Source organism: Oscillospiraceae bacterium, assembly GCA_015068525.1.
Taxonomy (GTDB): Bacteria; Bacillota; Clostridia; order UMGS1840; family HGM11507; genus SIG450.
This window is the reverse complement of sequence record SVKJ01000010.1, coordinates 1-21,848: the sequence shown is the minus strand read 5'-3', so window position 1 is coordinate 21,848 and position 21,848 is coordinate 1. Positions and strand designations below refer to the sequence as shown.

The 21,848-nt window shown below is 33.9% G+C and carries 25 protein-coding genes; 3 read left to right on the top strand and 22 right to left on the bottom strand.

Features of this window, described 5'->3' with window-relative positions; all coding sequences use genetic code 11:
• Window positions 1–31 precede the first annotated feature (31 nt).
• The 14 genes from atpC to E7419_04845 form a co-directional block, all read right to left on the bottom strand.
• Window positions 32–424, bottom strand: coding sequence for an ATP synthase F1 subunit epsilon (gene atpC / locus E7419_04910; GenBank protein MBE7014532.1), 393 nt, complete (start codon window positions 422–424; stop codon window positions 32–34).
• A gap of 12 nt (window positions 425–436) precedes the next feature.
• Complete coding sequence (gene atpD, locus E7419_04905; protein MBE7014531.1) at window positions 437–1,831, bottom strand: F0F1 ATP synthase subunit beta; 1,395 nt, start codon at window positions 1,829–1,831, stop codon at window positions 437–439.
• Window positions 1,832–1,872: 41 nt separating this feature from the next.
• A complete protein-coding gene (gene atpG / locus E7419_04900) occupies window positions 1,873–2,724 on the bottom strand; it encodes an ATP synthase F1 subunit gamma (protein ID MBE7014530.1) in 852 nt (283 codons plus the stop codon).
• A gap of 155 nt (window positions 2,725–2,879) precedes the next feature.
• Window positions 2,880–4,382 carry a F0F1 ATP synthase subunit alpha gene (locus E7419_04895; GenBank protein MBE7014529.1) on the bottom strand — a complete coding sequence of 501 codons (1,503 nt, stop codon included), beginning with the start codon at window positions 4,380–4,382 and terminating at the stop codon, window positions 2,880–2,882.
• A gap of 14 nt (window positions 4,383–4,396) precedes the next feature.
• Entirely contained in the window at window positions 4,397–4,933 is a 537-nt protein-coding gene (locus tag E7419_04890; protein ID MBE7014528.1) for a F0F1 ATP synthase subunit delta, read from the bottom strand.
• Window positions 4,930–5,436: a F0F1 ATP synthase subunit B gene (atpF, locus tag E7419_04885; protein MBE7014527.1), complete on the bottom strand. Its 507-nt coding sequence runs from the start codon at window positions 5,434–5,436 to the stop codon at window positions 4,930–4,932. The genes E7419_04890 and atpF overlap by 4 nt, the downstream gene beginning before the upstream one ends.
• Before the next feature lie 73 nt (window positions 5,437–5,509).
• Entirely contained in the window at window positions 5,510–5,782 is a 273-nt protein-coding gene (gene atpE, locus E7419_04880) for an ATP synthase F0 subunit C (protein MBE7014526.1), read from the bottom strand.
• A gap of 29 nt (window positions 5,783–5,811) precedes the next feature.
• On the bottom strand, window positions 5,812–6,537 hold the full coding sequence (locus tag E7419_04875) for a F0F1 ATP synthase subunit A (protein MBE7014525.1): 726 nt from the start codon (window positions 6,535–6,537) through the stop codon (window positions 5,812–5,814).
• The gene (locus E7419_04870) at window positions 6,512–6,925 is read right to left on the bottom strand and encodes an ATP synthase subunit I (GenBank protein MBE7014524.1); all 414 of its coding nucleotides are present in this window, start codon (window positions 6,923–6,925) and stop codon (window positions 6,512–6,514) included. The genes E7419_04875 and E7419_04870 overlap by 26 nt, the downstream gene beginning before the upstream one ends.
• A gap of 12 nt (window positions 6,926–6,937) precedes the next feature.
• Complete coding sequence (locus E7419_04865) at window positions 6,938–7,156, bottom strand: AtpZ/AtpI family protein (GenBank protein MBE7014523.1); 219 nt, start codon at window positions 7,154–7,156, stop codon at window positions 6,938–6,940.
• On the bottom strand, window positions 7,143–8,270 hold the full coding sequence (locus tag E7419_04860; GenBank protein ID MBE7014522.1) for a UDP-N-acetylglucosamine 2-epimerase (non-hydrolyzing): 1,128 nt from the start codon (window positions 8,268–8,270) through the stop codon (window positions 7,143–7,145). The genes E7419_04865 and E7419_04860 overlap by 14 nt, the downstream gene beginning before the upstream one ends.
• Entirely contained in the window at window positions 8,257–9,345 is a 1,089-nt protein-coding gene (locus E7419_04855; GenBank protein MBE7014521.1) for an undecaprenyl/decaprenyl-phosphate alpha-N-acetylglucosaminyl 1-phosphate transferase, read from the bottom strand. Before E7419_04855 ends, E7419_04860 begins: the two co-directional genes overlap by 14 nt.
• A gap of 29 nt (window positions 9,346–9,374) precedes the next feature.
• On the bottom strand, window positions 9,375–10,385 hold the full coding sequence (trpS, locus tag E7419_04850; GenBank protein ID MBE7014520.1) for a tryptophan--tRNA ligase: 1,011 nt from the start codon (window positions 10,383–10,385) through the stop codon (window positions 9,375–9,377).
• Window positions 10,386–10,392: 7 nt separating this feature from the next.
• A complete protein-coding gene (locus E7419_04845) occupies window positions 10,393–11,577 on the bottom strand; it encodes a PLP-dependent aminotransferase family protein (protein MBE7014519.1) in 1,185 nt (394 codons plus the stop codon).
• A gap of 122 nt (window positions 11,578–11,699) precedes the next feature.
• Here E7419_04845 and plsX point away from each other — a divergent pair, with 122 nt between their 5' ends.
• Entirely contained in the window at window positions 11,700–12,695 is a 996-nt protein-coding gene (gene plsX, locus E7419_04840; protein MBE7014518.1) for a phosphate acyltransferase PlsX, read from the top strand.
• Window positions 12,696–12,775: 80 nt separating this feature from the next.
• Entirely contained in the window at window positions 12,776–13,000 is a 225-nt protein-coding gene (acpP, locus tag E7419_04835) for an acyl carrier protein (protein ID MBE7014517.1), read from the top strand.
• A 485-nt stretch (window positions 13,001–13,485) separates the two neighbouring features.
• Here the strand turns inward: acpP and E7419_04830 are convergent, their stop codons facing one another.
• Genes E7419_04830 through E7419_04815 form a run of 4 tightly spaced genes read right to left on the bottom strand, consistent with a single transcriptional unit; the run spans window position 13,486 to window position 16,851 of the window.
• Window positions 13,486–14,187 carry a hypothetical protein gene (locus E7419_04830; protein ID MBE7014516.1) on the bottom strand — a complete coding sequence of 234 codons (702 nt, stop codon included), beginning with the start codon at window positions 14,185–14,187 and terminating at the stop codon, window positions 13,486–13,488.
• 1 nt (window position 14,188) lies between these two features.
• Entirely contained in the window at window positions 14,189–15,220 is a 1,032-nt protein-coding gene (locus E7419_04825) for a 3-deoxy-7-phosphoheptulonate synthase (GenBank protein ID MBE7014515.1), read from the bottom strand.
• Window positions 15,221–15,247: 27 nt separating this feature from the next.
• Window positions 15,248–16,114 carry a DNA-3-methyladenine glycosylase 2 family protein gene (locus E7419_04820; GenBank protein ID MBE7014514.1) on the bottom strand — a complete coding sequence of 289 codons (867 nt, stop codon included), beginning with the start codon at window positions 16,112–16,114 and terminating at the stop codon, window positions 15,248–15,250.
• Between the two features lie 2 nt (window positions 16,115–16,116).
• Entirely contained in the window at window positions 16,117–16,851 is a 735-nt protein-coding gene (locus E7419_04815; GenBank protein ID MBE7014513.1) for a hypothetical protein, read from the bottom strand.
• Between the two features lie 93 nt (window positions 16,852–16,944).
• On the opposite strand from E7419_04815, the gene E7419_04810 reads away from it, so the two are divergent.
• Window positions 16,945–17,814 (top strand): radical SAM protein, encoded by an 870-nt coding sequence (locus E7419_04810; GenBank protein MBE7014512.1) that lies wholly within the window; start codon window positions 16,945–16,947, stop codon window positions 17,812–17,814.
• A gap of 228 nt (window positions 17,815–18,042) precedes the next feature.
• Here E7419_04810 and mscL read toward each other — a convergent pair whose 3' ends face one another.
• From mscL to spoIIM, 4 genes are all read right to left on the bottom strand, one after another.
• Complete coding sequence (mscL, locus tag E7419_04805) at window positions 18,043–18,441, bottom strand: large conductance mechanosensitive channel protein MscL (protein ID MBE7014511.1); 399 nt, start codon at window positions 18,439–18,441, stop codon at window positions 18,043–18,045.
• A 34-nt stretch (window positions 18,442–18,475) separates the two neighbouring features.
• Window positions 18,476–19,636 (bottom strand): D-alanyl-D-alanine carboxypeptidase, encoded by a 1,161-nt coding sequence (locus E7419_04800; GenBank protein MBE7014510.1) that lies wholly within the window; start codon window positions 19,634–19,636, stop codon window positions 18,476–18,478.
• A gap of 24 nt (window positions 19,637–19,660) precedes the next feature.
• The gene (gene xerD / locus E7419_04795) at window positions 19,661–20,542 is read right to left on the bottom strand and encodes a site-specific tyrosine recombinase XerD (GenBank protein MBE7014509.1); all 882 of its coding nucleotides are present in this window, start codon (window positions 20,540–20,542) and stop codon (window positions 19,661–19,663) included.
• 123 nt (window positions 20,543–20,665) lie between these two features.
• Window positions 20,666–21,313 carry a stage II sporulation protein M gene (spoIIM, locus tag E7419_04790; protein MBE7014508.1) on the bottom strand — a complete coding sequence of 216 codons (648 nt, stop codon included), beginning with the start codon at window positions 21,311–21,313 and terminating at the stop codon, window positions 20,666–20,668.
• Window positions 21,314–21,848: the final 535 nt, after the last annotated feature.

Sequence of the window (21,848 nt, the reverse complement as noted above, 5' to 3'; positions counted from 1 at the left end):
GTCAATAATATTTCATTATTTATGCTCCGAATTATTTACTTTTGGATACTTCCAGCCTGAGCAGTGCTTTTTTAAGTTTGATTTCAGCAATTTTTGATGTTTTATCACTGTTTAATTTATTTTGTGCTTTCTCTTTTGCAACTTTGGCACGTTCTACATCTATATCCTCTGCGAATTCAAATGTTGTAGCAACAATTCTTGCCTCGCCGTCTGATACGCTTATAAATCCGCCTGCACATGCTCCGTATTTTTCGCCGTTTTCATCCTTTATTTTGACTTTTCCGATTTCAATAGGCGCAACGTAATCTGCATGATTTTTTAAAATGCATACATCTCCGGAAATTGTTCTTGCAACAACGCTAAGAACATTATTATCGTATTCAATTCCGTCAAGTGTTACTATTTTAAGATTGAAAGTTTCCATTTAAACCGCCCCTTATAAAGTTTTTGCTTTTTCAACTGCTTCGTCTATTGTTCCTACAAAAAGGAAAGCAGATTCGGGCAAATCGTCATGTTTACCTTCAATGATTTCTTTAAATCCTCTTACAGTTTCTTTTACGGGAACATATTTACCCTGATAGCCTGTAAACTGTTCTGCAACTGTAAACGGCTGAGATAAAAATCTCTGGATTTTTCTTGCGCGGTTTACGGTAAGTTTATCTTCATCAGACAACTCGTCCATACCCATAATAGCAATAATATCCTGAAGTTCTTTATATCTTTGCAAAATTCTCTGGACTTCTCTTGCAACTTCATAATGCTCAATTCCCACAATGTCAGGTGACAGTATTCTTGAAGTTGACTCCAGCGGGTCAACAGCAGGATAAATACCAAGCGATGCAATACTTCTTGATAAAACGGTTGTTGCATCAAGATGTGCAAACGTTGTTGCAGGAGCAGGGTCAGTAAGGTCATCTGCAGGCACATAAACTGCCTGAACTGAAGTTATAGAGCCTTTTTTTGTAGATGTTATTCTTTCCTGTAAGGCTCCCATTTCAGTTGCCAGAGTCGGCTGATAACCAACGGCTGACGGCATACGTCCAAGTAACGCTGACACTTCACTTCCTGCCTGCGTAAATCTGAATATATTATCTATAAATAAAAGCACATCCTGACCTTCTTTGTCACGGAAGTATTCAGCCATAGTAAGACCTGAAAGAGCAACTCTCATTCTTGCTCCGGGTGGTTCGTTCATCTGACCGTAAACAAGCGCAGTTTTATCTATAACTCCTGATTCTTTCATTTCATAGTAAAGGTCATTTCCCTCACGGGTTCTTTCTCCTACACCCGTAAAAACTGACAATCCGCCATGCTGTTTTGCGACATTATTTATAAGTTCCTGAATAAGTACTGTTTTACCAACGCCTGCACCACCGAAAAGACCTATTTTACCTCCTTTTGCGTAAGGGGCAATTAAATCAACAACTTTAATACCTGTTTCTAAGATTTCAGTTGTGCTGTTCTGCTCATCATAACTTGGAGCAGGACGATGAATGTCCCATCTTTCCTTAACTTCAGGCATTGGCAGATTATCAATAGGATCGCCAAGAAGATTAAATACTCTTCCCAAAGTTCCCTCTCCGACAGGAACAGTTATACCTCTGCCTGTATCAACTGCTTTTATCCCTCTTTTAAGACCGCCTGTGGAGCTCATTGCTATACACCTTACCACAGAGTCGCCAAGATGCTGGGCTACTTCGCAGACTATTTTACCCTCATCGCTTTCTATTTCAATAGCATTTAGTAAATTCGGTAAGCATCCGTCTTCAAACTCTATATCAAGTACAGGGCCTATAACCTGAATAACGGTGCCAATATTTTTTTCTGCCATTATTTTAAATTTCCTCCTTATAAAAGTTATTTAAACTTTTTTTATACCGTTTCAGCGCCTGACACAATTTCAGTAATTTCCTGAGTAATTGCCGCCTGCCTTGCACGGTTATATTTTAAAGTTAAGTCGTCAATCATTTCAGCTGCATTTTTAGATGCTGATTCCATCGATGTTCGCCTTGCTGCATGTTCACTGGCTTGAGACTGACAAATTGCAAAGTAAATAACACCACTTACATACTGAGGTACTATTTTATCAAAAACTGTGTCATAAGACGGCTCATATATTGTAAGTTGTTTTCTTTTTGGTTTATCGCCTTCCATATTTGAAAGCGGAAGAATTTCCTCGCAAACTGCTTCCTGATTAAGCATTGAAACAAACTTTGAATATACAATTAAAAGCCTGTCAAACTCGCCTTTTCTAAAAGCGAAAGATAATGCTCCTCCAATGTCATAACAACGGGGGATATTAACATCCGAAACCACAGGATAAAGGTCTGAGAAGATTTCTGCTCCCTGCTTTTTGTAATACTCAAAAGCCTTTTTTCCTACAGGAAGGACTACACAGTCTTTACCATCCATAATTTCTTTTGCTTTTTTAAAGACATTTATATTGTATCCTCCTGCAAGACCTCTGTCCCCTCCGACAACTATAACACAGGTTTTTTTAATCTCTCTTTTTTTCATATAAACTGATGAAAAATTGGTTGCATTTCTCTTTATGGAATCCAAAGTGCCTTTTAAAATATCAAAAAACGGTTTTGTCGTTTCCGCCTTTATTTTTGCATGACGGAGTTTAGAGGTAGCAACAAGTTCCATTGCTTTTGTAATCTGGCCCGTGTTTTCTACGCTTTTTATTCTGTTTTTAATATCTTTCGTGGATGTTCCTGCCATAAGATATTACTCCTTAATGTAGTGTAATGAATAATGAATTATGAAAAATGAATAATTAAGGAATAAATGCTTCGCATTTTAAAAAAGAAAAATCGCTCTGCGATTTTCAACCGCAATTATTCATTATTCTTTATTAATTTTTCATTAAATTCGTTTTAACGAATTTTCTTGTATTCTTCTATTGCTTCTTTTAACTTTTCTGAAAGTTCTTTTGAAAGGTCGCCTGTTTGTTTAATCTCAGCAAGTATTTCGTTATGATGATTTTTCATAAAGTCAAAAAGGCCACTTTCAAAATCTGCAATTTCACTTACCTTTATATCTGCTAAAAAGTCATTAATTACAGCATAGATAATAACAACCTGCAATTCAACGTCTATAGGGGAATTCCTGTCCTGTTTTAAAACTTCAACTATTCTTTCCCCTTGTGCAAGTCTTTTTTTCGTATCTTCGTCAAGGTCAGAACCAAACTGTGCAAATCCCTGAAGTTCCCTGTACTGAGAATAACTGAGTTTAAGTGACCCTGATACTTTTTTCATTGCTTTAATCTGTGCATTTCCTCCAACCCTCGATACTGATATACCTGGGTTAACAGCAGGCATAATACCACTGTGGAAAAGTTCGGTTTCTAAGAATATCTGACCATCAGTTATGGATATAACATTAGTAGGTATATACGCCGATACATCTCCCGCCTGAGTTTCTATAATAGGAAGTGCAGTAAGAGAACCGCCGCCGTACTCAGGTGCAAGTCTTGCCGCTCTTTCTAGTAATCTTGAATGAAGGTAGAATACATCTCCAGGATATGCTTCTCTTCCCGGTGGTCTTCTTATAAGTAAGGACAGAGCACGGTATGCAACTGCATGTTTTGATAAGTCATCATAAACAACAAGTACATCTTTGCCCTTTTCCATAAAATATTCGCCCATAGCACATCCTGAATATGGTGCTATATATTGAAGGGGTGCAAGTTCGGACGCAGTTGCCGAAACAACTATTGTATAATCCATTGCCCCGTTTTTTTCGAGAGTATCAACAATCTGTGCAACGGTTGACCTTTTCTGACCGATTGCAACATATATGCAAATAACATCTTTTCCTTTTTGGTTTATAATTGTATCGGTTGCTATAACAGTTTTACCTGTCTGCCTGTCACCGATTATAAGTTCTCTCTGACCACGTCCTATAGGAATCATAGAATCGATGGCTTTTATTCCTGTCTGCAAAGGTACACTTACTGATTTTCTTTCTATAATACCCGGAGCATTTGACTCAATCGGTCTTATGTTTTCTGTTTTAATTTCACCTTTTCCGTCAATCGCCTGACCTAATGCATTAACTACTCTTCCGATTAATTCGTCACCTACGGGAACAGACACAACTTTCCCTGTTCTTTTAACGATATCTCCCTCTTTAATACCTTCGTCTGAGCCAAGCATAACGACACTGACAAAATTTTCTTCTAAGTTAAGTGCCATTCCGTACTCGCCGTTAGAAAATTCCAAAAGTTCATTAGCCATACAGTCAGAAAGGCCGTGAACTCTGGAAATTCCGTCACCAATAGAAATAACGTATCCTGTTTCGGAAAGTGTAATTTGATCTTTGTAATTTTTTATCTGGTCTTTTATAATTTTACTTATTTCTTCAGGCTTTATATGCATCTTCCTCACCCTTTCTATAAAGTACTGTTTTTAATTTTACAGGCAATTTCATTAAGACTTTTCCTTATACTGCCGTCATACATTCTGTTTTTGAATTTTAAGATAACACCGCCAATAATGCTTTTATCAACTTTGTTTGTTAAATGCACATTCTTTTTAGTTATCTTTTCTATCTTTTCTCTTAAACTTGAAGCCTGCTCATCCGAAAGGGCAACACAGGTTATCGCCTCTACCCTTTCGATATTTCTTTCTTCGTCATAAAGTTTGTTAAAATTTGAAACAACTAAGGAAAACTCATAAAACTTTTTGTTTTCACAAAGAAGTTTTATAAAATTTAAAACATACAAAGAACAGGAAGAAAAAGCCTCATCTATGATACTTAATCTATCCTTAAGAGAAATTGCAGGAGTATCAAGAAGATTTTTATACTCCTTATTTTCTTTTATGACAGTATCAATAACTAAAAGTTCTTCTAATACTTCTTTGGTTATATTCTCTTCTTTGCAAAGGTCGTATAACGCCCCTGCGTATTTTTTTGAAAAATCACTCATGAAGCATCACCTATTTCATCTATAAATTCGTTAATAAGCTGTTCATGGTCTTTTTCGTTTATATCTTTTTTAATAATCTTTGTTGCAATAGATATGGCAATATCAGAAACCTCGCCTTTAATATCCGACAATGCGGCTTTTTTCTGATTCTCAATCTCTTTGTCTGCTCTCTCTAAAATGTCAGCAGCTTTTTTGTTCGCATCTTTTATAATTTCTTCTTCTTTAAGCTGAGCATTTTTAACAGCAGTCTTTATAATAGAGTCCGCTTCGGCTTTTGCTTCCGAAAGTTTTAATACGTACTCGCATTTTAGATTTTCAGCATCTTTTTTTGCAATTTCTGCAGAGGAAATAGACTTCTCAATCTCTTCCTGCCTTTTATCCATTATAGCCTTAACAGGCTTAAACAAGAATTTTTTCATAGCAAAAAAGAGGATAAGAAGATTTCCCCATGTCATAATCATTGTCCATACATCTATGGTAACAAAGGATAAAAATTCATCCATGATTTATACCTTTCCTTTAACAGTATCCGATTTCTTTTTTCGGATTTTTGCTCGTTAATTAAAGATTCTTATATTACAGTCCTAACATTCCTATAAATGGGTTTGCGTAAAGTAATATAAGTGCTACAACCAAACCGTAAATACCTGTTGATTCTGCGACAGCACATCCAAACAGCATTGTAGATGTAATATCACTTTTTGCTTCTGGTTGACGTCCAACTGCTTCAGCTGCTTTGCCTGCAGCAAAACCCTGACCTATACCGGGTCCTATACCTGCAATCATTGCTAATCCTGCTCCAATTGCTGAAGCTGCTAATACTATTGTTTTTGCTAATAATGCGTCCATAACTATTTCTCCTTTTTATGTTTATTATATTAGTTATCCGATACACCGGATACGTATACCATTGTTAACATACATATTATATATGCTTGTAAGAAACTTCCGAATAAATCAAAATAAATAGACAAAAGCGCAGGAATACCTAACTGTAAAAAAGGTATATGGCTTATAAAGTAATTCGGAATAAAACTTAAAATTATACTGCTTATACCTGCCAGCCCGCTGTATACCAAAGAAGTTATAACCATACCGGCAGCAATATTCCCGAAATGACGGAAAGATATTGAAATAGGGTTTGCTATTTCACTTACTAAATTTAAAGGTAATATAAATGGTACAGGTTCGGCAAAGCCTTTTAACCAACCGCCTACACCGTTAAGCCTTATTGAATTTATTTGCACCATAAAAAATGTTAAAACTGCCCAGGCAAGTGTTGTGCTTAAATCAGCAGTATAAGGTCTTAACCCTAAAAGGCTGGATAAACTTCCCATAATTGACATTGTGAATAATGCTCCGATGTAAGGAGCAAAACTTTCATATCTTTTGCCCATTGTTTCCCCTACAAGATTATAAAGCATTCCAACTATTTTTTCTGCTGCAACCTGCCTTTTCTTAACAGGTTTAACTCTTAAATCTCTTGTAAAGAAGATACATAAAAGAATTATTGCTATCATTATTATCCACTGGTTGACAATAGTTTCGGTAATTTTTATTCCGCCAAGCAAAGGAATTTCAAATATTATCTTCGGACCGTTCAACTTTATCCCCCTTCCTGCTATTTATGAAATTTAAAACTGTGATTACTATTCTGGGAAAAACAAAAGGTATTGCAGTTGCAAGATAATTAAAATACCTTGGAGTTTTAATTGCAATAATAATAGATACGGCAACTAAAATCATTCTTAAAAAGTAAGTTCCGCTTATATATTTTTTTGCACTGTCTTCTCCTTTTTCAACTGCCTGTGATACACAGTATGCCAAAATCAGAAAGTTAAGAACACATACCGCATCTCCAAGCAGCGCTCCTAAGATTACTTGAATGGAAAAGTATCCGCAAAGAAAAAATATTAAAACCATAAATAAAGAAAGAAGAAAAACTCCTATCGCCATATTTCTGACTTCTTTTAATAAATTCTTTTCAATCATAAATCTTCACCGCTATTTAGTTTTTGTGATATTCTTAATAAATGTTATCATACTGTAAAATCCTGATATAGCTCCAAGAACTATGGCAATAACCATTACAAAATCAGGAAAACCTAACTTATCAGTTGCAAGTCTGCCAAGAATAATACAAAGTATTATAGGAGATAAAACAGATATGCTTACCTGCGAAAAGGCGGCAAGTGCTTTTAGGATATCATTATTCTTTCCCATAATATTTTTCTATTATGGCATCGCATATTCTCTTAGAAGCAAACCCGTCACCATAAGGATTAACTGCTTTTGCCATTTTCTCGTAACTTTCTTTACTTTCAAGTAAGTCTTCTGCCATTTTTATTATTTCGTCTTTGTTAACACCTGCAATTTTAACAGTTCCCGCTTTAACCGCTTCAGGTCTTTCAGTTTCGTTTCTTAAAACTAAAACAGGTTTTCCCAGTGATGGTGCTTCCTCCTGAAGTCCGCCTGAGTCAGTCATAATCATATATGATTTATTCATAAGATTATGTAATTCACAAACGTCAACAGGATCTATTAAGTGAACATTTTTAATATTTCCAAGATGTTTATTTGCAGTTTCCCTTACAACAGGATTTAAATGCATAGGATAGATTATTTCAACCTCATCCTGATATTTATTTGCAATAAAGTTAAGAGCCATGCATATATTGTTAAGACCTTCGCCTAAGTTTTCTCTTCTGTGTGCAGTAACAACAATAACTTTTTTTGAAAAATCAACTTTATTTATAGCATCAGTTTCAAAAACATAATCTTCTTTAACAGTTGTTTTAAGAGCATCTATAACGGTATTACCTGTTATATAAATATCATCTTCGCATACATTTTCTTTAAGTAAATTTTCTTTATTGTTTATTGTCGGTGCAAAGTGCATATCGGAAATTGCACCTGTAAGTTTCCTGTTCATTTCTTCAGGGAATGGAGAATACTTATCATAAGTTCTAAGCCCTGCTTCAACGTGTCCGACGCTTACCTGATTATAAAAAGCGGCAAGAGCACCGGCAAAAGTTGTGGAAGTATCCCCGTGAACCAAAACAATGTCAGGTTTTGCTTCTTTTATAACATCGTCAAGCCCCTTTGTTGCCCTTAATGTTATATCGGTAAGAGTCTGCCTGTCTTTCATAATATTTAAGTCAAAATCAGGTGTTATATCAAATATCTTAAGAACCTGATCAAGCATCTGCCTGTGCTGTGCAGTAACTGCTACAATACTCTCCAGTTCTTCTCTTTTTTCAATCTCTTTAACTAAAGGTGCCATTTTAATCGCTTCAGGTCTTGTTCCGAATACGGTCATAACTTTAATTTTCTTCATTTTTTTCTTCACTTCCTGTTTCATCAAGTTTATTCATATATTGTTTTTCAACGCTTCTGTGAGAAGCATATAATTTAATACATACCGAGAATATTAACATTGTAATTATAAGCACTATTGCACGGTTAATTCCTTTTGAAATAAGGATAATAGCAGTTATTGATAAAAGCGCACTGAAGGTAGACATAACAGACACTGTTTCTTTATGGGTAAGCCCTGAGTCAACCAGTCTGTGATGAAGATGCCCTCTGTCAGCACTCATAATTCCTTTATGCCTGTAAACTCTTCTTATAATTGCAAAAGATGTATCAAATATCGGAAGAGCAAGAACTATTATAGGAACAATAAAACTCATTGCAGAATATCCCTGCAAGAAAGTTTCAATCGATAAAGTAGCAAGTATATATCCTAAGAAAAGTGCACCTGAATCTCCCATAAATATTTTTGCAGGGTGGCTGTTAAAAGGTAAAAATCCCATACATGCTCCCGCAACAGCTACAAAAAGAACTGCCATATCAAATCTTTTTGTTATAATACAGATAAACACAAGTGCCAGAGCCGAAATTCCCGAAATACTTGCAGCAAGACCGTCAAGCCCATCAATAAGATTTACGGCATTTGTAACACCTATTATCCATATAAATGTCACTGCTATTGAAAAAATATTTATCAGATAAGGATTGTCAAAAGATGATAAAATCCCGTTAAATGCATTTATTTTTACTCCGAATGCAATAACGATAACTGCAGCAGCACATTGCCCCATAAGTTTTAAAAACGGATTAAGTGAATATTTATCGTCAAGTACTCCTATTCCTACTATAACTAAAGAGCCAATAAGTATTCCTATAAGCCTTTTATCAATAACAGGTGTAAAACATGCAACGCTTACCACAAAGCCAAGATATATTGCTGTTCCTCCCCAGCGGGGAATAGGTCTTTTATGCATTCTTCTTTCGTCTTTGGGAATATCTACTGCATTCATTTTAAAGGCAAGTACTCTTACAATAGGAACTAATGCAAAAGTAACAAGATATGCCAAAGCGAAACTGAAAATCAAATTATAATCAATCATTTTTATCTCCTGTAATTCTTTAAAACCTTTTAAAGTTTATCAACAAAACCTAATTTTCTGTAAACTTTCTTTATAGTTTTACTTGCTATATATGATGCCCTTTCAGCGCCTTCTTTATAAACTGATTGTAAATAATCTTTATTTTTAAGATAGTCGTAATATCTTTCTCTTACAGGTGTAAGTTCATCGATTACACATTCTGCAACCTTTGTTTTAAATTCGCCGTATCCTGAAGAAGAAAATTCGTTTTCAATCTCATCAAAAGATTTCCCGGTAAATGCACTCATAATGCTCATAAGGTTTTCAATTCCTTCTTTACCTTCGCCTCTTCTTACTTCACTGCCTGAATCGGTAACTGCTCTTTTGAATTTTCTAAGTATTACATCAGGTTCGTCAATAACTGAAATGAAAGAATTAACATTATCGTCAGACTTTGACATCTTCTTTAAAGGATCAGATAAAGATGTTATCTTAGCGCCGATTTTAGGAATATACGGTTCAGGAACGGTAAACATTTCCCCGAACTGATGATTAAACCTTTCGGCTAAATTTCTTGTAAGTTCCAAATGCTGTTTCTGGTCAATTCCGACAGGCACTAAATCCGCCTGATATAATAAAATATCCGCTGCCATTAAAACAGGATAGGTAAATAGACCTACTCCAATATTGGCATCCTGCTTATTTTTAGTTTTATCTTTAAACTGAGTCATTCTTGAAAGTTCGCCCATATATGTTATTGTGTTAAGCGCCCAGGAAAGTTCAGCATGCTCGTGAACATGGGACTGGAAAAACAATGTGCTTTTTTTCGGGTCAAGTCCGCATGCAAGATAAAGAGCCAAAAATTCCATACATCTTTGCCTTAACTTTACAGGGTCCTGCTTAACTGTGATAGCATGAAGGTCAACTATCATATAAAGGCAATTAAAATCTTCCTGCATTTTAGTCCAGTTTTTAACTGCGCCTATATAATTTCCTATAGTCATAACTCCTGACGGCTGAACACCGCTTAATATAGTTTTCTTCTTTTCCAATTTATTCATTCCTTTTTTATAATTCTTTTAAAACCTCTGCAAGTATTTTAATTCCTTTAACAATGCTTTCATCGTCCATAGTTGAATAGTTAAGTCTAAATGAACTTGTTTTTTCATCTACGTCGGTCATAAAGTTACAACCCGGAACAAAAGCAACTTTCCTTTTTATAGATTCTTTTACAATTTCCGCAGTATCAACATCTTTATTTATTGTGCAGTAAATAAAGAGCCCGCCCTCAGGTCTTGTGTATGTAACAAAAGACGGAAATTCTTCATCCATAGTTCTTAACATAAGTTCGCATTTTTTCTTATACACATTTCTGCATTTTTCAATATGTGCGTCAAAGTCGTATAAAGAAAGCCACTCGTCAGCAAGAATTTGTGAAAAAATATTTGTATGAACATCATTAACCTGTTTTAGTACAACCATTTTTTCAATAAGTTTCTCACTTGCACAAGAAAAACCAAGTCTTAATCCGGGAGATAACACTTTAGAGAAAGAACCACAGTATAAAACTGTATCCCCCTCCTCGTCAAGAGATTTAATGGTAGGAACATCTTCCCCTTTAAATCTTAATTCTCCGTAAGGATTATCTTCTATAATAATAACATTATGTTTTTTGCATATTCTAAGTATTTCATTTCTTTTTTCTTTAGATGTAGTAATCCCCATAGGATTTTGGAAAGTAGGGATAATATATAAAATTTTGATATTTTTATTTTCTTCTAAAGTTTTATCTAAAATTTCAGTATCAAGCCCGTCTTCAGAAAGAGGAATACCGTAAAGTTTTGCTTCATAAGTACGAAAACAGTTAAGTGCACCTATAAAACTCGGAGTTTCGCAGGCAACACCGTCGCCAGGGTTTATAATGGCTTTAGTACCAAGGTCAATCCCCTGCTGTCCGCCTGTTGTTATTATAACTTTATCGCCCGTTTTATAAATATTCTGGTCTTCAAGCCTGTTTGTAACTTTTTGAACCAGTGGGGCATATCCCTCAGTTACACTGTATTGCAAACACTTTGAAGGATTTTCCAAAAGCACTCTTGAAGCAATTTCCTTAAGTTCATTTGCAGGAAATGTATCAGGCGAAGGGTTGCCGCCTGCAAACGAAATAATTGCAGGATCACCCATCAGTTTAAACATTTCTCTTATTGCCGAACCTTTTACTCCATCCATTCTTGTCGCAAAGTTCATTTCCATATATATAACCTTCTTTTTGTTAAAATTTATTCATTCTATATTTTACCATAAAAAACTTAACTTGACAATATTTTTATTATAATTTAATATATAAATATAATATTTTATAAGGAGAAATTTATATGAGGGTTATATTAGATGCATTCGGGGGAGATAATTCGCCTCTTGAAATCATAAAAGGAGCAGAACTGGCTCTTAAAGCAAAAGAAAATATTGAAGTTATCCTTTGCGGCGATGAAATGAAAATCAAAGAGATAATGGAAAAAGAAAATATATCAGATAAAAATATTTATATTCATCATTGCAGTGAGAAAATTGAAGGGGACGATGACCCGATAAAAGCAGTTAAAGAGAAAAAGGATTCTTCTGTAATTGTCGGTCTTAACTTATTAAAAGAAGATAAGGGCGATGTGTTCATAAGTGCAGGCAACACAGGAGCAGTATTTACTGCTGCCAATCTTATTGTAAAGAGGATAAAAGGCGTAAAAAGGTCGGCACTTGCTATATATCTTCCAAGCGAAAAGGGACCTAAACTTATGTTGGACGCGGGCGCTAATGTCACTCTTTCTCCTGAGTACATAAATCAACTTGCAGTCATGGGTTCAGTTTATTTTGAAACAGACAAAAATGTTAAAAATCCAAGTGTAAGTCTTATAAATATCGGTGCAGAAGAAACTAAAGGTACTGAAAATTTAGTTTCGGCATATAATCTACTAAAGAACAATAATTTAATAAACTTTAAAGGGAATTGTGAGCCAAGATATATTCTCTCAGGAGATTATGACGTTTATGTTTGTGACGGTTTTACAGGAAATATTATCTTAAAAACCGTAGAGGGTGTTTCCAAAACACTTATGAAAGGCATTAAAAACATAATGTTAAAATCTGTTCTTACCAAAATATGCTCTTTGGGACTAAAAAAAGGACTTTACGAATTTAAAAAACAGTTTGACTATAAAGAATATGGTGCAACACCTATTTTAGGGCTTAGAAAACCCGTTATGAAAGCACATGGTTCATCTGACAGACGTGCGATTATGAACGCAATTATAAACTGTCAAACCTTTGTAGAATCGGATATAATCAAAAATATTGAAGAAAAACTTGCAAATGAATAAAAAAGTATTGACAATATATGACTTTTATAATAATATATGTATGATAAATTTGGAAGTATAATATTTTTGGGGGTGAAAATATGACTGAAAGAGTTAAAGAACTTATTGCTGAACAATTAGGTTTACAACCTGAAGATATAAGACCGGAATGTTCATTTGTTGATGATCTTGGAGCAGATTCCTTAGATTTAGTTGAACTTCTTATGGCTTTCTCAGACGAATTTGATATTGAAATTGATGACGAAGAAGCAGAAAATATCGTTACAGTTGCTGATGTACTTGAAGCATTAAGAGAAAACGAGTAATCAGAAGACGTAAAAACTGCCCGGACCGTGCAAATGAAAAATATATAAATAAAATTGTAGGGCAAGGACTTGCTCTTGTCTTAATAGGTATAAATCACAAAGTGATTTATGAAATTTAATCATTTGCACTTTGAACGAAAAAAACCACTCGACGTACTTAGTACGCCTTCGGGCTTACGGGAACAAACTTAAAAAGTTTGTTCCTTTTTTTCGTCCAATCCGAACAATTTTTCCTGTCTTCTGAAGTGTTTGCCCTTATGGTCAAACAGTGATATGTTATCTTACGATAACGTTATATATTTGCTTTGCAAATGTGATATGTGCTTTGCACGTGATATGTTTGTTAAAACAAACGTTAAGGACGCAAAACATGCCATACGGCGTTTTGCGTTTTTTATATAATGAAATAAAAAAGGGCAAAATTGCTGTATAGCATAATTTTGCCTTCCTTCATTCCTCATTCCTATTTCCTAATTCCTCATTAACTAAAACTCGATTTTCCCGATAAAATTCCTTTTATCGCTTTCCCCTTTTACAAGAGTTTTTTCATTATCTGAAAATGCAAAAACCGATAGTTCATCGCTTTCCATTATTTCTGCGATATAATCAATCTGAAAAGTTTTAATTTTACCAAAAAATCCCCCTAAAGCCTCTTCCATAAACGTTGTATAATGCTTGTTATTGACATGTCCGTTTGAGTCAATATGGTTTTTATTCGGTATAATCTTCATTTTAAATTCTGCATTTTCAAAGTCTCTTAACCTTTGGACTTTATCAGAAAAATTTACCTTATCGCAAAAATCCATTTTGGGAAAAACATCTGCTCCGATAACAAGTTTTCTCTCTGTTCTGTCTATAGTAAGCCAGTTAGCAGTTCCCTTTATAACCTCTTTACCGTCTTTAGTTAAAATAAGATATTCTCTTTGAAAGTTAAGTTTTGTAGGTTTAAGAGGCCATGTTCTTATAATATATGTTTCGCAAGGATTTATCTGATTTAAAACCTGATATTTAATTCTTGAAATTATCCAGTACAGATTTTTTTCACTCATTGTTTCTTCGCCCACACCGATTATTTCGCCATGAGCTGTTGCACTTTTCTCAAAAACATCAAGAATGTAAAAAGGACGGACATTTCCCTTATTATCAAAACATTCACTTGAAAAATTAAATTCATTTTCGTAAATCATATTAACCTCTCAGTTCAGCCATTTCAAGTATCAGTCTTTCAGTTTTTTCCCAGCCAAGACATGGGTCAGTTATAGATTTTCCGTAAATTCCTTCCCCGATTTTCTGGGAACCGTCTTCAATATAACTTTCAATCATAAATCCTTTTACAAGTTTTTTAATATCAGAAGAATGCCTTGTAGAGTGAAGCACTTCTTTTGCAATTCTAATCTGCTCTAAGTATTGTTTGCCTGAATTTGAGTGGTTTGTATCAACTATTAAAGCAGGGTTTGAAAGCCCCGATTTATTATAAATCTCTGACAAGAAAATAAGGTCTTCATAATGATAGTTAGGAAGAGCATTCCCATGCTTATTAACATATCCTCTCAGTATTGCATGAGCGTATGGATTGCCTTCGGTGTGCACTTCATCTCCCCTGTAAATAAAGGTGTGCCTGTGCTGTGCGGCAGTTATTGAATTCATCATAACCGAAATATCGCCACTGGTCGGGTTTTTCATACCGACAGGAATGTCAAGTCCGCTTGCTGTAAGACGATGTTGTTGATTTTCAACCGACCTTGCACCTACTGCAACATAACATAAAAGGTCGTTTAAATATCTGTCATTTTCAGGATAAAGCATCTCGTCAGCACAGGAAAATCCCGTTTCTCTAAGCGCCCTTAAATGCAGTTCTCTTATTGTTACAAGCCCCTTATACATATCAGGTTTATTCTCAGGGTCAGGCTGATGGAGCATTCCTTTATACCCGTCGCCTGTTGTTCTCGGTTTATTGGTATATATTCTGGGTATTATAAAAATACTGTCTTTAACTTTTTCATAAACATTTCTCAGTCTTAAAATATAATCTATAACACTGTCCTCATGGTCTGCAGAACAAGGACCGATTATTAAGATAAGTTTATCGCTTTTTCCTGAAAAAATATCTTTTAGTTCCTGTGCTCTTTTTCCGATAATTTGTTTTTCTTCTTCCCTGAGAGGATAAAGCGCTTTAACCTCATCAGGAGATGGTAATTTTCTTTCAAAAATCATACCCATTTTGTTTTTTGCCTTCTTTCGTTTTCTTCATCTTTTTAATTTGTCGCCTTGTAAGGCTCTGACATAATAAAAAATATACTGCTGTGCAAATCCGCTGTACTTTCCGAAATTAAGTTCAGTATAATCGTGAATTTCCTTTGGTTTAAGATTATATAACCCCTCCATAGCCTTTTTAATCCACGTATCAACAGGGAATGCTTCTGATTTTAACAGGGAAAATAAAAGCACACAGTCTGCCACTTTATCCCCTACACCTTTTATTTTTAAAAGTTCACGTTTTGCATCCAAATATGGTAGATTAATAAGTTTTTCATAAGTTATATTCCCGCTGTATACATTAAAAATTGCATCAATGATATATTTATCCCTGTAACCTATTTTAAGAGGTGCTAAATCAGTTTCATCTATATCCTTTAATCTTTCGCAAGTAGGAAATGTATAATAACTTTTGCCTTTATATATAATTTCTTCTCCGAATAGTAAACAAAGATGTTCAACTGCTTTTTTTATTTTAGGAATATTATTCTGCTGGGAAATAATAAAGGAAATCAGGCACTCAAAAAAGTCCTGATTTAAAATCCTTATTCCGCCCCCGAACTCTATTGCTTCTTTTATAACTTTATCTTTTATAAGTTCTTTTTTTATTTTTTTATAATCTCTTTCTAAATCTAAAAAATGTACCCAGTAATTTAAAAATTCATCTTTAGTGACATTTTCAACTATAATATCGCCCGCTTCTTCGTAGAACTCTGCGACTTTACCGTTTGAAACGCCAAAAAAATGACCGTTCTCCTCATTGAACCTGAAACACTGACCACAATCAAAAGTTGATAAAAGAGAAAAATCCTGAGGATCTTTTATTATAATTTTATCCTCTGAAAACAGATATTCCACTTCTAAACATCCTCCAGTTTTTTAGTTGCCTTTTCAAACTCCCCATTCAAAAAATAACTTGATTTTAAAACAGTGTCTTTCGGTGCTTCCTCTTTTTTCCCGGCATTATTGTAATCAAAACTTTTTATAAATTCCGAGATATCCTTTTCGTATTTTTCAAACTTTTTAAACTGTGCCTTATTTATTTTATCTATTATTCTTACAAATTCTTTTTCAGAAAGTTTCTTTCTTGCAGCATATAACACGCTTTCATAGTGAGGCATACAAAATCCGCCGCCGTTTGACACCTTATCCAAAAACTCCTCGTCCTTTTTTACCATAAAAATAAATGTATCAATATATCGTAAAAAATGGCGTTCTACCTTTGAGCAGATTGCGCAATCGTGATTGAACGCGGCAATATCGAAAATAAACTCATCAATCTTATTTGAATCCTTTTTAAAAAGTTTCTTTTTCGGTTTGAAGTCTTTATATAAAGCCTCTTTTACCTTTTTAAAATGAGATTCTAAAATAAGGGATAATGCCAATGCTTTAGGCAGGGCATTTACTTCCTTGATATGCTTTTTGCAAAAACCTTTTTCGTTAGTTATTTTTCTGTAATCAGGCTCCATCATAGCAGGACCTACGGCATATCTTATCTCTTCTTTTTCAAGCCTGTCATAAAGTTTGCAAAAAGGACAAAAACATTCCTCCGAAAACACTTCATTTACAGGAATTGTATATATTTCTTCTTTCATTTTCATTCACCTGCCCTCTAATGATTATATCGTATTTTAATAAAAAACTCAACATTAAATTGAACTTTTATTAGTTTTGTTATATACTAAAATATGGTGATTAAAATGAATTTAAAAAGACTTTATATTGAAATAACAAATATATGCAATTTAAACTGCAGTTTTTGCTCTCCTGTGAAGCGTGAAAAACGATTTATGACCTTAAATGAGATTGAACATATTTTGAAAGAATTTAATGATTTTAAATGTCATATATATCCTCATATAAAGGGCGAACCGCTTTGCCACCCTGAATTTTACCAGATTGTTTCTTTATTTTCAAAGTATGAAAAACCTCTCAATATTACAACAAACGGAGTTCTTATTTCAAAATATACCGATATATTATTAAATGGTGCAAGACAAGTCAATATTTCTGTCCATTCGCTTTTAGACGGTCAGATTAAAGAAACTGACAAATATCTAAATGACATTATTTTATTTGGTATTTTAGCAAAAGAAAGAAAAAAACCTAATGTAAGTTACAGACTATGGACAGAAAGTGAAAATGAAAGTATAAGAAACGAAAGTATGAATATAATTAAAATAATTTCAGATGCGTTTGGAGTTGACATTAAGGAAGAAATTAAAAAAGGAAGAAACGCCATAAAACTCTCCGAGAATGTATATATAAGCCTTATGAATAAATTTTCCTGGCCTGATATAAATGACAAAAGTATAAGAACTTCGGGAAACTGTCTTGGAGCAAAAGAAATGCTCGGCATACTTGCTGATGGAACGGTTGTCCCCTGTTGCCTTGATGCAGACGGTGTTATAAATTTAGGAAATATATTTAAAGAAAGTATTATTGATATTTTAAAAAGCGAACGATTTTTAAAATTAAACGAAGGATTTTTGGGAGGAAAATTATCTGAGCCTTTATGCCAAAAATGCACGTTTTATAATTCGAGAAAAGGCAATTGAACTAGGAATTAGGAGTTAGGAATTAGGAATTAGGAATTAGGAATAAAGGAATAAATTCCTTGCGGAATTTATGAATGAACACGGGTCGTCGAGGACGCCGACCCCTACAATGTATAAATAATTGTAACGATAAATGAAACAAGAAACCGCAAAAGGCTGTATAGCATCTTTTGCGTACATTTATTCCTAATTCCTAATTCCTAACTCCTAATTTAAAAAAGGTGAGTATTACTCACCTTTTTTTATTAGATCTCTGATTTCTGTAAGAAGTTCAACCTCTTTAGAAATTTCAGGTTCTATAACCTCTTCGATAACTTCCTCTTCTTTTGGCTCTCTCTTAATCTTTGCAATAAATTTAATAAGAAGAAATAAGACAAAAGCAGTTATTAAGAAATTAAATATTGCCTGAACTAAAAGTCCATATGTAATTTCCGCTTCGCCGATTTTTATAGAAAGTCCTGAGAAGTCTTTCCCACCCATTAAAATACCGATTAAAGGCATAAAGATATCTTTTACCAAAGATGATGTAACAGCATTAAAAGCAGTACCAATCATTAAACCTATTGCCAGTTCAATCATATTGCCCTTAACGGCAAATTCTTTGAATTCTTTTAAAAATTTTTTCATAAGTACACCCCTCTATATTTAATTTTTTTTTAAATTATTTTATTCCCATCCATTTTTGGAAAAAGAGTTTTATTACGTCAAAAATATTTCTGTGCTTAACAGTATCTTTGGCAACTATGTCAACCTCGCCCATCACACCGTCACCCTTTTTGATACGCATAACTCCTATTTTCTGACCTTTTTCAACAGGTGCTTTTATATCCTTATCCATTTCAATTTCTTTTGTTATCTCGCCTTTTTCATTTTTATTGTCAAGTATAACAAAATCGTTTTTTGCAACACCCATAACCGTTTCTTCTTTTCCTTTTATTACAGATGTTTCTTTTATATCTTCGCCCTGTTTAATTTTACCCTTTAGCACAAAATTATTAAAACCATAGTTAAATAAATCTTTTGCTTCGCTAAATCTTATATCCGACGTAGGACCGCCAAGAACAACGGCAACAAGACCTAAATCGCCTCTTTTTGCAGTAGCTGATAAACAATGCATTGCATTTGTTGTAAATCCGGTTTTCAAACCTGTAGTTCCGTCATAGCCCGTGTTTATTGCAGGACTTAAAAGTTTATTTGTATTTGCAAGAGCAAATTCGCCGCCTCTTAGAGAATCCATCCATATAGTTGTATATTTTGTTATATCGGGATGTTTTGAAATAAGTTCTCTTGACATAGTCGCAACATCTCTTGCAGTAGAATATTCAGGTTCACTTTCCTCAGGAAGCCCGTTTGGATTGGCAAAATGAGTATTTTTCATTCCAAGTTCCTCAGCCTTTTTATTCATAAGATTGACAAACTCTTCAACTGTTCCCGATACATGCTCAGCAATAGCAACTGCCGCATCGTTTCCCGATGCAACCATAAGTGCTTTTAGCATATCGTCAACCGACATCTGTTCCCCAACTTCAAGATAAACCTGAGAACCACCCATTTCTTCCGCATTTTCACTTGCTGTTATTAAATCATCATATTTAATTTTACCTGCATCTATTTGTTCCATAAGTAAAAGTGCAGTCATAACTTTGGTAACAGATGCAATTTCCCTTTTTTCATCTGCATTTTTTTCAAAAAGCACTGTACCTGAGGTTTCTTCCATCAAAATAACACTTTTTGATTCGATACGGGAAAGTTCTTTCGAGGATACACTTACTCCCCCAAGTAATAACGATATTATTAGTACTGACAAAACTAATCTTTTCATAAAAAATCTCCAATCTGTCTTACTTCAATTCTTAAGTGCCTTCGGATGTGCATTTTTATAAATCTTAATAATCCTGCTGTTTGCAAAATTATTGTAAATCTGAGTTGTGGAAATATCTGCATGGCCCAGCATTTCCTGAATGGATTTTAAGTCTGCTCCGTTCTGAATTAGGTGTGCTGCGAATGAGTGCCTTAGTGTGTTAGGCGTAATTTCTTTTTTTATCTTCGCCTTCTTTGCATACTCTTTTATGATTTTCCAAAACCCCTGCCTTGAAATTGGATTTCCTTCACTGTTTATAAATATATATTTTTCGCGTTTAAACATATCTTTATACTTTTTAAGATACACTTTTAAAATATCAACAGCTTCGTCATGAAGAGGAATAACTCTTTTTTTATCCTTTTTGTCACAGGTAATATATCCCATTTTAATGTTTATACTGTCAGTTTTAAGGCTGATAAGTTCCGAAACTCTTATCCCTGTCGCATATAAAACTTCAAGCATTGCTTTATCACGAAGCCCCTTAAAACTTGTTATGTCAGGCTGAGAAAAAAGTTTATCAATCTCTTTACCCGTAAGTATTCCGGGAATTTTTCTTGCATTCTTTTCGTACTTTAAATCTTCGGCAGGATTTTTATCAATTATTTTATTATCATAAAGATATAGGTAAAATGCTCGCAATGATGCAATATTTCTTGAAATTGTCGAAGATGCCTTTCCCGATTCTTTCAAATAAGAAAGATAATCTAAAACTGTTTTCTTAGTTGCTTTTATGTAACTTTTCTTTTCTTTTTTAAGATAGTCAAAGTAGAGTGTTATATCTCTTTTATATGACAATAAAGTATTTTCACTTAGTTTCTTTTCCTCGCACAAAAAATCTATAAACGAGGATAATTCCTTTTCCATAATAATGCCTCTTTTTTTATTACTCCTCTTTTGGCTGTCAGACGCCCTAAGAGGGACTTTTCCATTGTAAGACAAAATTCGACTTTTGTCAAGTATTATGTCAACTATTTATAATTTATTTTATTAAAATTCTGTATTTATAAAAAACCACTTTAAAAGATTTGATGTAAAATATCCTTCCATAAGTGAGTAGATGATAACAACAACACCTATAGCGAAAAATATTCCCAGATAAAAAAGAAGATAGTATTTAAAATTTACTTTAAAGCGTATTTTCCCCGATACCATTCCTATCAGAGTTTTGGATAAAGATATACTGTAATTTGATATAAAAAATATTGCCGGAATTAAAATGGCAGACTGAACAAAAAATAAGAAAATTGCACATAAAATTCCGTTTGAATAGTTACTTACTAAAAAGCAGGTAATAAGTCCTGAAATAAATCCTTTTTTAATAATCAGGAAAAATACAACAGGTATTCCTATAACCGTAAAACCTAAAAGCCATATTAAAAAAACAGTTTGAAAAGAGGAAGAAAGCGAGTTTTTGAAAATTTCAAGATTATTTCCTGAACCTTCTTTGTAAATTTCCTTTGCATCTGAAAAGAATTCGTAAAGTATTCCTATCTCTTCCTTGGAATAACTATTGTAAATATACGCACCTCCGATAATCCCCAAAGAAAAGAGAACTGTTAATACTATGTAAGAAACCATATTTAAACATATATGTTCTCTTATTTTATCCGAAAGTATTCTTAACATATTTTTCATCCTTTCATAAATCAGAACCTTATGAAAAACCAGTGAACTAAAGTTCGAGTTTTTCTAAGGACCTTGTTGTGTTAGTTCACAATAACCTACATAATATTATGTAAAGAGAATAAAAAATATGCCACAAGTTAATGTACTATCATTTTAAAGAGCAGTATGGTAATATCGGGGTGTTTATATTTTAAATGAAATCGCTCTCTCCATTCACGATGAAATTAAATCCGTCTTTATATCCCGACAAAGTCGGATTTCATCACGAAGTGATTTCATCTTCATTAGCAGATTTATTCCGTCACAAGACGGATTTAGTTGAAAAAAGACTATTCTTTAGCGGAGTGTTCTAAAGGACAGTAAAAAAATAAGCGGTGTAACCACAGCGGTTGCGCCGCTTAGTCCTTTTTTACGCACTTTTTTCATTTCGTATTTCATCCATTAAAGATAACAATTCTTTTTCATCAGGTATGCTTATCAACCCAACAGCCGTAAAGTAAATATCTATTTTAACTCTGCGGTGTTTGAATTTTTCGTCAGGATT

Excerpts from the sequence above, each read along its gene's own strand:
- E7419_04800 (MBE7014510.1), bottom strand. The coding sequence starts at position 19,636 with ATGAAAAGATTAGTTTTGTCAGTACTAATAATATCGTTATTACTTGGG.
- atpD (MBE7014531.1), bottom strand. The coding sequence starts at position 1,831 with ATGGCAGAAAAAAATATTGGCACCGTTATTCAGGTTATAGGCCCTGTA.
- E7419_04890 (MBE7014528.1), bottom strand. The coding sequence starts at position 4,933 with ATGAGTGATTTTTCAAAAAAATACGCAGGGGCGTTATACGACCTTTGC.
- atpF (MBE7014527.1), bottom strand. The coding sequence starts at position 5,436 with ATGGATGAATTTTTATCCTTTGTTACCATAGATGTATGGACAATGATT.
- E7419_04845 (MBE7014519.1), bottom strand. The coding sequence starts at position 11,577 with ATGGAAATGAACTTTGCGACAAGAATGGATGGAGTAAAAGGTTCGGCA.
- E7419_04870 (MBE7014524.1), bottom strand. The coding sequence starts at position 6,925 with ATGATTGAAAAGAATTTATTAAAAGAAGTCAGAAATATGGCGATAGGA.
- atpE (MBE7014526.1), bottom strand. The coding sequence starts at position 5,782 with ATGGACGCATTATTAGCAAAAACAATAGTATTAGCAGCTTCAGCAATT.
- E7419_04895 (MBE7014529.1), bottom strand. The coding sequence starts at position 4,382 with ATGCATATAAAGCCTGAAGAAATAAGTAAAATTATAAAAGACCAGATA.
- E7419_04815 (MBE7014513.1), bottom strand. The coding sequence starts at position 16,851 with ATGAAAGAAGAAATATATACAATTCCTGTAAATGAAGTGTTTTCGGAG.
- E7419_04855 (MBE7014521.1), bottom strand. The coding sequence starts at position 9,345 with ATGATTGATTATAATTTGATTTTCAGTTTCGCTTTGGCATATCTTGTT.
- plsX (MBE7014518.1), top strand. The coding sequence starts at position 11,700 with ATGAGGGTTATATTAGATGCATTCGGGGGAGATAATTCGCCTCTTGAA.
- E7419_04860 (MBE7014522.1), bottom strand. The coding sequence starts at position 8,270 with ATGAAGAAAATTAAAGTTATGACCGTATTCGGAACAAGACCTGAAGCG.
- E7419_04865 (MBE7014523.1), bottom strand. The coding sequence starts at position 7,156 with ATGGGAAAGAATAATGATATCCTAAAAGCACTTGCCGCCTTTTCGCAG.
- E7419_04825 (MBE7014515.1), bottom strand. The coding sequence starts at position 15,220 with ATGGGTATGATTTTTGAAAGAAAATTACCATCTCCTGATGAGGTTAAA.
- acpP (MBE7014517.1), top strand. The coding sequence starts at position 12,776 with ATGACTGAAAGAGTTAAAGAACTTATTGCTGAACAATTAGGTTTACAA.
- atpC (MBE7014532.1), bottom strand. The coding sequence starts at position 424 with ATGGAAACTTTCAATCTTAAAATAGTAACACTTGACGGAATTGAATAC.
- mscL (MBE7014511.1), bottom strand. The coding sequence starts at position 18,441 with ATGAAAAAATTTTTAAAAGAATTCAAAGAATTTGCCGTTAAGGGCAAT.
- E7419_04810 (MBE7014512.1), top strand. The coding sequence starts at position 16,945 with ATGGTGATTAAAATGAATTTAAAAAGACTTTATATTGAAATAACAAAT.
- trpS (MBE7014520.1), bottom strand. The coding sequence starts at position 10,385 with ATGAATAAATTGGAAAAGAAGAAAACTATATTAAGCGGTGTTCAGCCG.
- spoIIM (MBE7014508.1), bottom strand. The coding sequence starts at position 21,313 with ATGAAAAATATGTTAAGAATACTTTCGGATAAAATAAGAGAACATATA.
- atpG (MBE7014530.1), bottom strand. The coding sequence starts at position 2,724 with ATGGCAGGAACATCCACGAAAGATATTAAAAACAGAATAAAAAGCGTA.
- E7419_04830 (MBE7014516.1), bottom strand. The coding sequence starts at position 14,187 with ATGATTTACGAAAATGAATTTAATTTTTCAAGTGAATGTTTTGATAAT.
- xerD (MBE7014509.1), bottom strand. The coding sequence starts at position 20,542 with ATGGAAAAGGAATTATCCTCGTTTATAGATTTTTTGTGCGAGGAAAAG.